Annotated in this window: 9 protein-coding genes; 7 read left to right on the top strand and 2 right to left on the bottom strand. The window is 71.5% G+C overall.

Going from position 1 to position 11409, the window contains the following annotated elements; genetic code table 11:
- The first annotated feature begins 7 nt into the window (after positions 1-7).
- From IQ210_RS36715 to IQ210_RS36700, 4 genes are all read left to right on the top strand, one after another.
- Positions 8-1441 carry a rhamnulokinase gene (locus IQ210_RS36715; RefSeq protein ID WP_194083624.1) on the top strand — a complete coding sequence of 478 codons (1434 nt, stop codon included), beginning with the start codon at positions 8-10 and terminating at the stop codon, positions 1439-1441.
- Between the two features lie 71 nt (positions 1442-1512).
- Positions 1513-2268: a (Fe-S)-binding protein gene (locus IQ210_RS36710; protein WP_194083557.1), complete on the top strand. Its 756-nt coding sequence runs from the start codon at positions 1513-1515 to the stop codon at positions 2266-2268.
- Positions 2265-3749, top strand: a complete 1485-nt coding sequence (locus tag IQ210_RS36705; protein WP_194083556.1) for a LutB/LldF family L-lactate oxidation iron-sulfur protein — start codon at positions 2265-2267, stop codon at positions 3747-3749. Before IQ210_RS36710 ends, IQ210_RS36705 begins: the two co-directional genes overlap by 4 nt.
- Before the next feature lie 67 nt (positions 3750-3816).
- On the top strand, positions 3817-4473 hold the full coding sequence (locus IQ210_RS36700) for a LutC/YkgG family protein (protein ID WP_194083555.1): 657 nt from the start codon (positions 3817-3819) through the stop codon (positions 4471-4473).
- On the opposite strand, the gene IQ210_RS36695 is transcribed toward IQ210_RS36700, so the two are convergent.
- The gene (locus IQ210_RS36695) at positions 4446-7496 is read right to left on the bottom strand and encodes an alpha-L-rhamnosidase (RefSeq protein WP_194083554.1); all 3051 of its coding nucleotides are present in this window, start codon (positions 7494-7496) and stop codon (positions 4446-4448) included. The genes IQ210_RS36700 and IQ210_RS36695 overlap by 28 nt on opposite strands.
- A gap of 249 nt (positions 7497-7745) precedes the next feature.
- On the opposite strand from IQ210_RS36695, the gene IQ210_RS36690 reads away from it, so the two are divergent.
- The 3 genes from IQ210_RS36690 to IQ210_RS36680 all read left to right on the top strand — a co-directional run bounded on the left by IQ210_RS36690 (position 7746) and on the right by IQ210_RS36680 (position 10807).
- Entirely contained in the window at positions 7746-8900 is a 1155-nt protein-coding gene (locus IQ210_RS36690; protein ID WP_194083553.1) for an ABC transporter ATP-binding protein, read from the top strand.
- A gap of 154 nt (positions 8901-9054) precedes the next feature.
- On the top strand, positions 9055-10290 hold the full coding sequence (locus tag IQ210_RS36685) for a glycosyltransferase (protein ID WP_194083552.1): 1236 nt from the start codon (positions 9055-9057) through the stop codon (positions 10288-10290).
- 91 nt (positions 10291-10381) lie between these two features.
- Positions 10382-10807 (top strand): DUF3224 domain-containing protein, encoded by a 426-nt coding sequence (locus IQ210_RS36680; protein ID WP_194083551.1) that lies wholly within the window; start codon positions 10382-10384, stop codon positions 10805-10807.
- 24 nt (positions 10808-10831) lie between these two features.
- Here the strand turns inward: IQ210_RS36680 and IQ210_RS36675 are convergent, their stop codons facing one another.
- On the bottom strand, positions 10832-11401 hold the full coding sequence (locus IQ210_RS36675) for a hypothetical protein (protein ID WP_194083550.1): 570 nt from the start codon (positions 11399-11401) through the stop codon (positions 10832-10834).
- Between the last annotated feature and the right edge of the window lie 8 nt (positions 11402-11409).

Here is an 11409-nt window from a genome sequence, read left to right as displayed (position 1 = left end):
CGCGCTCGTGAAGTCGTACGCCGCGGTCGACCTCGGCGCGTCCAGCGGACGTGTCATGGTCGGCCGCGTCGGCCCCGACAGCCTGGAGCTGGCCGAGGCGCACCGGTTCGTGAACCGGCCGGTGCGGGTGCCGGAGGGGCTGCGGTGGGACGTTCTCTCGCTGTACGCCGGGGTGTTGGACGGGCTGAAGGCGGCGGGGCAGGTCGACTCCGTCGGCATCGACAGCTGGGCCGTGGACTACGGCCTGCTGGACGCCGACGGGGCGCTGCTCGGCAACCCGGTGCACTACCGCGACTCCCGCACCGAGGGCGTCGCGGAGAAGGTGTGGGCGACCGTGCCGGCGGAGGAGCTGTACGCCGCCACGGGCTTGCAGTACGCGCCCTTCAACACCCTCTACCAGCTGGTCGCCGCGAAGGATCAACTCCCGTCCGCTCAGCGGTTGTTGCTCATCCCGGATCTGCTGACGTACTGGCTCACCGGCGAGCAGGGCACCGAGCTCACCAATGCCTCGACGACGCAGTTGATCGATCCCCGGACGCGCGAGTGGTCGTACGACGTCGCCTCCCGGCTGGGGATCGACCTCGGGTTGTTCGCGCCGCTGCGGCAGCCCGGTGACCTTGCCGGGGTGCTGCGGGCCGAGGTGCTGGAGGAGACGGGGCTGCGCGGGCCCGTACCGGTGACGACGGTCGGTTCGCACGACACCGCGTCCGCGGTGGCCGCCGTCCCGGCCGCGGCCGGTGAGCGGTTCGCGTACATCTGCACCGGCACCTGGTCGCTGGCGGGGCTCGAACTCGACGCCCCCGTGCTGACCGAGGAGAGCCGCGCCGCCAACTTCACCAACGAGCTGGGGCTCGACGGCACGGTCCGGTATCTGCGCAACATCATGGGGCTGTGGCTGCTCCAGGAGTGCGTACGGGCCTGGGGCGAGCCGGAGTTGGGGGCGCTGCTCCTCAACGCGGCGAAGGCGCCGGCGCTGCGGTCGGTCGTGGACGCCTCCGACCCGGTGTTCCTCGCGCCGGGCCGGATGCCGGAGCGGATCGCCGAGGCGTGCCGTGCCTCGGGGCAGCCGGTACCGGAGACGCCCGGGGAGATCACGCGCTGCATCCTCGACTCGCTGGCGCTCGCGCACCGCAAGGCGATCGAGGAGGCCCAACGGCTTGCCGACCGTCCCGTCGACGTCGTGTACGTAGTCGGAGGCGGCACCCGCAACGCGCTGCTGTGCCAGCTGACCGCCGACGCCTGCGGGCTGCCGGTGGTGGCGGGCCCGACGGAGGCGGCGGCCCTCGGGAACGTGCTGGTCCAGGCGCGGGCGCACGGGCTGGTCGACGACCTCGCGGACGGGCGGGCCCTGCTCACCCGCACTCAGCCGCTGACCCGGTACGAGCCCCAGGGGGACACCGCGCCTTGGCGCGAGGCGGAGGCCCGGCTCGCCGCGCGGTGAGCGGGGTCTCCCCCCGGCCGCGGGTCCGCACTACCCTGCACTCATCCGATGATCGATCACAAGGAGCCGCGATGCGTGTCGCCCTGTTCCTGACCTGTGTCAACGACACGCTCTATCCGGACACCGGGCGCGCCGTGGTGAAACTGCTGACCAGGCTGGGCGTCGAGGTCGACTTCCCGATGGCCCAGACCTGCTGCGGGCAGGCGCACTACAACACCGGTTACCGGCATGAGACGGAACCGATGGCCCGGCATTTCTCCGATGTCTTCGGGGAGTACGAGGCGATCGTCACGCCGTCCGGTTCGTGCGGGGCGATGGTGCGGGAGCTGTATCCGCGGCTGGGTGAGCGGGCGCGAGCGGAGGGCCGCGGGGACGGGCTCGCGACCGCGCTGGCGCCCGTGGTGCCGAAGACGTACGAGCTCACGGAGTTCCTGGTGGACGTGCTGGGGGTGACCGACGTGGGCGCCTACTACCCGCACAAGGTGACCTACCACCCGACCTGCCACGGACTGCGCGGACTGGGTCTCGGCGACCGTCCACGGCGGCTGCTCCAGGCCGTGAAGGGGCTGGAGTTGGTGGAGCTTCCGGGGGCGGAGGAGTGCTGTGGCTTCGGCGGCACCTTCTCCCTGAAGAACTCCGATGTCTCGGCGGCGATGGGCGCGGACAAGGTGCGCAACGCCGAGTCGACCGGTGCCGACGTGCTGTGCGCGGCCGACAACTCCTGTCTGATGCACATCGGCGGGACGATGGCCCGGCTGAGCACGGAGATGCGGCCGGTGCACATCGCGGAGATCCTGGCGAGCACGGAGGAGGAGCCGGCGGCATGAGCGGCACGTTCGTAGGAATGCCGGCCTTCCCCAAGGCCGCGCACGAAGCGGTCAACAACCCGACCCTGCGCGGCAATCTGCGGCACGCCACGCACACGATCCGCGCCAAGCGCGAGAAGGCCGTCGCCGAGGTCTCCGACTGGGCCGAGCTGCGCGAGGCGGGCAAGCGGATCAAGGACCACACGCTCCGTCATCTCGACGACTACCTCGTCCAGTTGGAGGAGTCGGTGACGGCGGCGGGCGGCATCGTCCACTGGGCGGCCGACGCCGACGAGGCCAACCGGATCGTCACCGAACTCGTCAAGGCCACCGGCGAGTCGGAGGTCGTCAAGGTCAAGTCGATGGCCACGCAGGAGATCGGGCTCAACGAGGCGCTGGAGGAGGCGGGCATCCATGCCTACGAGACCGATCTCGCCGAGCTCATCGTGCAGTTGGGCAAGGACCGGCCCTCGCACATCCTGGTCCCGGCCATCCACCGCAACCGGGGCGAGATCCGGGACATCTTCGCGAAGGAGATGAGCGAGTGGGGCCGCCCCGCCCCCGAGGGCCTCACCGACACGCCCGCGGAACTCGCCGAGGCGGCCCGCCTCCACCTCCGCGAGAAGTTCCTGCGCGCCAAGGTCGGCGTCTCCGGCGCCAACTTCATGGTCGCCGAGACCGGCACCCTGGTGGTCGTGGAGTCCGAGGGCAACGGGCGGATGTGTCTGACCCTGCCCGAGACGCTGATCTCGGTCGTCGGCATCGAGAAGATCGTGCCGACCTGGCAGGACCTGGAGGTCTTCCTCCAGACCCTCCCCCGCTCCTCCACCGCCGAGCGCATGAACCCGTACACGTCGACGTGGACCGGCACCACCGACGGCGACGGACCGAAGACCTTCCACCTGGTCCTCCTGGACAACGGCCGCACCGACACCCTCGCCGACGAGGTCGGCCGCCAGGCCCTGCGCTGCATCCGCTGCTCGGCCTGTCTGAACGTGTGCCCGGTGTACGAGCGGGCCGGCGGCCACGCCTACGGCTCGGTCTATCCCGGTCCCATCGGCGCCATCCTCAGCCCCCAACTCCGGGGCACGGCAAGCGAGATCGACGCCTCGCTGCCGTACGCGTCGTCGCTGTGCGGCGCCTGCTACGAGGTGTGCCCGGTCGCCATCGACATCCCCGAGGTGCTGGTGCATCTGCGGGAACGGGTCGTGCAGGGCGGCGAGGTGACGCGCGAGGGCAACAAGGTGGTGCTCAAGCCGGCCAAGGGGCATGCCGCCGAGCGGGCGGCGATGCGGGCGGCCCGCTGGGCGTTCGCCCGCCCCGGCGCCGTGCGCGCGGGCCAGCGCCTGGCCTCGCGCACCCGTCGGCTGCATCCGCGCCGCCTGCCGCTGCCGGGTCCCGGCAAGGCGTGGAGCGAGACACGGGATCTGCCACCCGTGCCCGCGGAGCCGTTCCGTGACTGGTGGCAGCGGACTCAGGGCGGAAAGGGCGGTGCCAAGTGAGCACCGAGGGAACGGACTCAGGGCGCTGCCAGGTGAGCAGCAGGGAACGCGATCTGGGCGGTGCCGAGTGAGCAGCAGGGAACGGATTCTGGGCCGGGTGCGGCGCGCGCTCGCCGACGCCCCGGGCGACGACACGCCGATCGAGCGCACGTATCTGCGCGAGCACGGCGACCGCACCGTCGAGGAGACCACCGAACTCCTCGCCGAGAACCTCGCCGACTACCGCGCGATCGTGCACCGTTGCTCCCCCGACGACCTCGCGGTGACGCTCGCGGGGATGCTGGCCGCGCGCGGCGCGAAGACGGTCCTCGTGCCGCCGGGGCTGGACCCGTCCTGGCTCGCGGACGCCGACGCGGAGCAGGTGCCCGACCGGCTCGAGAGCACCCCGCACGAACTGGACCGGATCGACAGCGTGGTCACGGCCTGCGCGGTCGCCGTCGCCGAGACCGGCACGATCGTGCTGGACGGCGGCCCCGACCAGGGCCGCCGCCGGATCACGCTCGTGCCGGACCACCACATCTGTGTCGTCCGGGTCCCGGACCAGGTCGTCGGGTCGGTGCCGCAGGCCCTCGAACGCCTCGACCCCGTCCGCCCGTTGACGTGGATCTCCGGTCCGTCGGCGACCAGTGACATCGAGCTGGACCGGGTCGAGGGGGTGCACGGTCCGCGCACCCTGGAGGTGGTGCTGGTCGGCGCTCAGCCCAGCGCGGAGGCCAACTCGTAGCGCCCGGAGGGCAGTCGGTAGGAGGCGGTGCCGTCCGCGAAGTCCAGGTACCGCACACCCCGGACGCGTGACAGGGGTGTGCGGCCCTCGCGGACGGTGTCCGGGTCGGACGTCGGGATGCGCAGGGTCGCGGTGCTGTTGGCGGGCACCGTGGCCCGGTAGGTCAACTCCCGCTCCCTGACCGCCCATTGGCTGACGATCTCGCCGTACGGCGAGAGGTGCGAGCCCTTCACCCGGGTGATCCTGCCGGTCGGGTCGAGGTGCGGCCTGAGGAAGAAGTGCCGGAATCCCGGGTGGGCGGGGTCCTTGGCGATGCCGGCCATGCTCTCGTACATCCACTCCATGATCGCGCCGTAGGAGTAGTGGTTGAACGAGTTCATCGCGACCGGCCCGAAGCCGTCCTTCTCCGAGTACGAGTTCCAGCGCTCCCAGACCGTGGTGGCACCGTTCTTCACCGAGAACAGCCAGGACGGCATCGCGTCCTGGTGCAGGAGCTTGTAGGCGAGGTCGGCGTGGCCCGCGTCGGTCAGCACCGGCGCGAGCACGTTCACGCCGAGGAAGCCGACGGAGAGGGTGTTCTCCGGGTAGTTCACCCGGGTGCTGTCGGGGTGGGCGGCCTTGTAGGCGGCGTCGTTGCCGATGTTCTCCGCCAGCATGGTGATCAGCCGGCGGCGCTGGGCCTCGGTGTCGTGGAAGCCGAGTTTGAGGATCCACAGCAGCGCGGTCTGGGTGTTGTCCTCGGTCTTGGTGGGGGTGTCGCCGGGGGTGGGCGGCGGGTCGCCGAGGCTGGAGCGGACGGTGAGCGTGCCGTTCTCGGTGCTCAGGTACTTGGCGATGAACGCCCGCTTGATGCGGGCGAAGAGCTCGTCGTAGGCGCGGCCCTCGGCGGTACGGCCGGTGGCGCGGGCCATGTCGGCCATGAGGCGGGCGCTGTAGCCGTAGTAGACGTCGCTCATCAGCTGGGTGCCGGTGTTCTGGAAGGCCAGCCAGTCACCGAAGATGGCGCCCTGTCCGGCGTAGGTGTCGCCGGTGCGCTGCTGGATCCAGTCCAGGTACTTGGTCATCGCCGGCCAACTGCGGTCGATGACGGTCGGGTCGCCGGACATCTGCCAGACGGTCCACGGCACGACGACACCGCAGTCCGCCCAACCGCTCGCCGGGACGGGGTGGTTGTAGCGGTTGCCGGGGGCGACCCAGGTGAACTGGGCGCCGTCCTGGCCGTAGATGCGCTGTGAGTCGATGAGGCTCTCCTCGAAGTGGCTGAGGAAATTCACCGCGTCGGCGTTGTAGAGGCCGGTGTTGGAGAACAGCTGGGTGTCGCCGGTCCAGCCGAGGCGTTCGTCGCGCTGGGGGCAGTCGGTCGGCACCCACAGGTAGTTCCCGCGCTGACCCCAACGGACGTTGCTGATCAGCTGGTTGACGTCGGCGTCGTCCGTGGTGACCGCGCCGATGTCACGGATGGCGGAGGTGGCGACCCGGCCGGTGAAGTCGGTCAGGGTCACGGTGTCGGTCGTGGTGACGGAGACGTAGCGGAAGCCGTAGAAGGTCAGGGAGTCCTGGTGGGTCTCGCCCTCCGGGGCGCCCTTCAGGATGTAGGTGCTGGTCGCCTTGGCCGAGCGAAGGTTGGCGCGGTAGACGGAGCCGACCGGGCCGTCCGCGCCCGCGCTGTCGTCGTTGAGCATCTCGCCTGGTTTGAAGGCGACTTGGGCGCCCGCGGGGCCGCGCAGCGAGTAGCTGGGGACGCCGACCATGTTCTGGCCGAGGTCGATGACGGCGGTCTCGCCGGGGTGAAGGGTGACGGGGAGAGCGGCGGCCTCGCCGTGCTCGCCGGTGTACACGGTGACCGACTGCGGTGTGCGGTCCCACTCGGGGATCAGCCGGGCGCTCTCTCCCGGATAGGCCACGAGCCGGGAGTCCGGGAACTTCGCGGCGAAGCCGTGTTCCTCCACGCCGGCCCAACCGGCGGTGTCGAAGCCGTTCGCCGTCCAGCCCGGCAGTTCCCTGCGGGCGTCGTAGGTCTGCCCGTCGTAGATGTCGTCGGCGCGGTAGGGACCGGTGTCCGTGGCCTTCCAGTCGGCGCCGGGTGCGGTCACCACGGTCTGGGTCGAGCCGTCGGCGTACCGGATCAGCAGCTTGGCCTTGAGGGCGAGCCGGTTGCCGTCCGCCGAGTAGTACGAACTCGCCTCCGAGACCCGGCTGTTGTACCAGCCGTTGCCCAGCACGGCGGCGAGCGTGACCTGCCGCTCCCCCGCGACGAGGGACGTGACGTCGTAGGTCAGATAACTGACGCGGGCGTCGTAGTTCGTCCAGCCGGGGGTGAGCAGCTCGTGGGTCGACCCCCTGCCGTGCGGCACCGCGACCCGGCGGCCGTTGACGTAGGCGTCGTACACGCCGAGCGCGGACACGTACAGCCGCGCCTCCCGCACCCGGCGTCCGGTCAGCTCCGTCTGCCGTCTGAGGAGCGGCGCACCGGCGCTGTTCGGCGCCTTGCCGGCCATGGTGATCCAGCGGGCGCCGTCCCAGCCGGTGACGCCGTCGGTGCCGAGGAGGCCGGTCTCGAAGTGGGCGGCCGGGGCGCCCGGGAGCGCGCGGCCGTTCTCGTCCCAGACCCGGACGGTCCAGTGGTAGCGGGTCGAGGCGCGCAGCTCGGGCCCCGCGTAGCGCACGGCCACCGAGTCGGCGGAGGCGACCCGGCCGCTGTCCCACACGTCCGCGCGGCCGGCGGTGAGGCGGTCGGGCGTGGAGGCCACCAGGATCTGATATGCCGTCTGGCGGCGGCCACGGGTGGTCGAGGCGGTGCGCCAGCCGAATCTCGGCCGAGGCGCGTCCACGCCGAGCGGGTCAGTGCGGTGCTCGACGGTGAGGCCCTCGACGGCGCCGCGGTCCCCGGCCGGTGCCGCCGAGGCCGGTCCCGCACCGCCGATCCCGCCCGCCATGGCCACCGGTACGGCGCCGAGCGCCGTGGTGAGCACCGTCCTGCGGCGTACCGTCCTGCCGTTCGTGCTGTCGACTCCGTCTGTCATGCCGTTGTCCCTTCGGCGTTCGGAGTTGTATCGATTCAGCTCGCTCGGCGGTTGAAGCTAGTGGCGGATGTGACGGGTGTCCACCGCTTCAGCGTCGCGAATTCCTGCCAGATTCCAACAGAACCGCCCAGCAGCGACGCATGGCGTGAAGTCGACTTTTGAAACCGTTCAAAACCGGAATCGCCAATTCACCAGCCGGTGGGACCCTGCTGAAGGGCGTGATCGGGCGGGCGCCCTTAGCGTGAGGTCATGATCCGGTTCGAGCAGGTCAGCAAGCGGTATCCGGACGGTACGACGGCCGTGGACGACCTCAGTTTCGAGGTGTCCGAGGGGGAACTCGTCACGCTCGTGGGCCCGTCCGGCTGCGGCAAGACGACGACCATGATGATGGTCAACCGGCTGATCGAGCCGACCTCGGGCCGGATCTACGTGCACGGCGACGACATCGCCACGGTGGACCCGGTGCGCTTGCGGCGCCGCATCGGTTACGTCATCCAGCAGGTCGGTCTCTTCCCGCACCGCACGATCCTCGACAACACCGCGACCGTGCCGGCGCTGGTCGGCTGGAAGAAGACGAAGGCACGGGCGCGCGCCGCCGAACTGCTCGACCTGGTGGGCCTCGACCCCAAGCGGTACGGGCCGCGCTACCCCGACCAGTTGTCCGGCGGGCAGCGGCAACGGGTCGGCGTGGCACGGGCGTTGGCCGCCGATCCGCCGGTGCTGCTGATGGACGAGCCGTTCGGCGCCGTCGACCCGGTCGTGCGGGAGCAGTTGCAGGACGAGTTCCTGCGGATGCAGGCCGCCGTGCGCAAGACGGTGCTGCTGGTCACGCACGACATCGAGGAGGCGGTGCGGCTGGGCGACCGTATCGCCGTGTACGGGCAGGGCCGCATCGAGCAGTTCGACACGCCCGGTGCGGTGCTGGGGGCACCGGCGACGCCGTACGTGGCCGAGTTCGTGGGCGCCGACCGCGGGCTGAAACGGCTGTCGGTGACCGAGATCGAGGTCGACGACCTGGAGCAGCCGCCGCTGGCCCGTCTGGACGAGCCGACCGGGGCGGCGGCGGAGCGGCTCGGGGCGGAGGGCGCGCGCTGGGCCGTCGTGCTCGACGACAGCGGCACGCTGCACGGCTGGATCGGCGCCGACGACCTCGCGGCGGACGGGACGGTCGGCGACCACGCGCACCGGATGAACGCCTGGGTGCCGGTCGGAGCGCCCCTCAAGCAGGCCTTCGGCGTGATGCTCCAGCACGACGCCGGGTGGGTCGCGGTCTTGGACGGGGCGCGCTTCCTGGGCGTGCTGACCCCGGCGAAGCTGCACGAGGCGCTGCGGCGGTCGGTGGACGCCGACGCGCTGGGGGTGGCGCGGGATCAGGTGCGGTTCGACTCGGTGGCGGACGCGTAGGCGGGGCGTGCGGCCGACATGCGAAAGGCGAGGAGTTCATCAACTCCCCGCCACTATCAAGCTATAGCCCATCGGGGGGCTTGCCGCAAGGCCCCCCTCATGCCGCACAATCTCCGGCCTGACCGCCTGGACCAGCGGAAACGGGAGTGTCGAAGTGCGTGTGTTGCTGATGTCGTACGGGTCGCGCGGGGACGTCGAACCGCTTGCGGGGCTGACGGCGGCGCTGCGGGAGCTCGATGTGGAGGTGCGGGCGTGTGTGCCTCCGGACGAGGAGCTCGCGGCGCTGCTGACCGGTGCCGGGGCGGAGGTGGTGTCGTTCGGTTCGTCGGTGCGGGCGCTGGTGACGGGGGCGCGCGGGCCGTCCCCCGATCTCGCCTTCAAGGTCGCGGCCGAGTTGGTCGCCGGTCATTTCGGGGAGGTCGCCGAGGCGGCCGAGGGGTGTGACGCGCTGCTGGCGACCGGCCTGATGCCGGCCGGCGCGCGGTCGGTGGCCGAGCATCTGGGCATCCCCTACGTGCTCGCCTGCTTCCACCCGTGCGGGCTGCCGTCGTCGCGGTACGCGCCGCTGAAGCGCCCCGGCAAGCCGAACCCGCCCGGCGTGACCGACCTCAAGGAGCTGTGGCGCCTGGACGCGGAGCGGGTGAACGCGCTGTACGGCGAGCCCCTCAACACCCACCGGGCCGCTCTCGGCATGCCGCCGATCGACAACGTCCGCGACCACGTCCTCACTGAGCGGCCATGGCTGGCGGCGGACCCGGCGCTGGGGCCGTGGCAGGAGATGACGGACCTCGAACTCGTGCCGACCGGCGCGTGGATCCGACCGGACGACCGGCCGCTCCCGGCCGACCTGGAGGCGTTCCTGGCCACCGGTGCCCCGCCGGTGTACGTGGGGTTCGGCAGCATGGCCATGCATGCCGCGAGCGATGTCGGCCCGGTGGCGATCGAGGCGGTCCGCGCGCAGGGCCGCCGGGTGCTGCTGGGGCGTGGCTGGGCAGATCTGGCGCTGGTGGACGGCCAGGACGACTGTTTCGCCGTCGGTGACGTCAACCACCAGCTGCTGTTCCCCCGGGTGGCCGCCGTCGTCCATCACGGCGGCGCGGGTACGACCACGACGGCGGCGCGGGCGGGTGCTCCGCAGGTGATCGTGCCGCAGGTCGCGGACCAGCCGCTCTGGGCGGCCCGGGTGGCCGAACTGGGCATCGGCGTGGCGCACGACGGCCCGAAGCCGACCCTGGTGTCCCTGTCGGCCGCGCTGGAGACGGCGCTGTCCCCGGAGACCCGCGAGCGGGCCGAGGCCGTGGCGGGCACGATGCGCACCGACGGGGCGATGGTCGCCGCGAGGCTGCTGATCGACGAGATCGGCCGGGAGAGGCCGCCCGTGCCCGCGTGAGGGACACCCGTGCCCGCGTGAGGGACACCCGTGCCCGCGTGAGGGACCTCGGTGCCGGGCCGTTGTCAGTGGTGCGTCCTAGGCTCGGGGCATGAGAGCTTCGGGAACGTTCAAGGTCGCGGACTTCACACCGGCCCCGGTGCCGGCGCCGGGCATCGAGACGGCGGTGCCGGTCGGTGTCGCCACGATGGAGAAGAGTTACGAGGGTGAGGTCGCCGGGCGTTCGGCGACCCTGTTCACGGCCGCGTACGACCAGGGCACCGGGGTCGGCACGTATGTCGCGATGGAGTCCTTCGAGGGCTCGCTCGGCGGCCGGGCGGGCGCGTTCAACTTCGCGCACTCGGCGACGACCCTGGGCGAGTTCAGGGAGAGCGAGTTCTTCGTCATCGTCCCGGGCAGCGGCACGGGCGCGCTGGCCGGGATCACCGGTTCGGGCGCCATCGAGATCGACGCGGACGGCACGCACCGGGTGTGGTTCGAGTACGAGCTCGACGCTCAACGCCCCTCCGACGCCTAGTCCTTGCCTCGGGGACCCGTCACGTCAGCTGAAGACGATCGGGCAGCCCCGGCGCAGCGAGTGCTGGGCGGCGCGGAGGTAGAGGGCGACGTAGAAGGCGGCGTCCAGGTCCTCGGCCCAGGGGCCGGGGCGGGCGGCGGCGGTCTCCTGGGCCTGGCCGTCGAGGAACCAGTTGGTCAAGCCGAGGTTCGTGCGCGAGACGGGCAGCATCGGCGGCAGCCCGATCGCCGCCGCCAACCGCTGGGCCAGGGCGAGGACTTGGGGCGCTCCCGCCACGACGGTCGTATCGGTGTAGGCGGAGCCCACGGGCAGGTCGACCGGCTCCTCGAGCGGGACCGGCACCAGAACCGACCAGCCGCAGAGCAGCTCCTCCTCGTCGCGGGTCAGCTGCACGCGGCACAGCTCGACGAAGCCGTCCATGGAGGGGCTGAGTTTCTCCTCGAACTCCAGCCCCTGGCATGCCGCCGGGACCTCGTACCGCGGCAGGCCTCGTGCGCTCAGCTTCTCGTCGAGGGCGGCGGCGATCTCGCCGTACCCGCCCTCGTACTCGGCGCGCCAGTCCTTCGCGCCCACATCCACCAGATAGACACCCATGACGGCAA

It is taken from the genome of Streptomyces justiciae, from assembly GCF_015163075.1.
Taxonomy (GTDB): domain Bacteria; phylum Actinomycetota; class Actinomycetes; order Streptomycetales; family Streptomycetaceae; genus Streptomyces; species Streptomyces justiciae.
The sequence above is the reverse complement of the archived record's forward strand: the minus strand, read 5'-3'. Positions and strand labels throughout refer to the sequence as shown.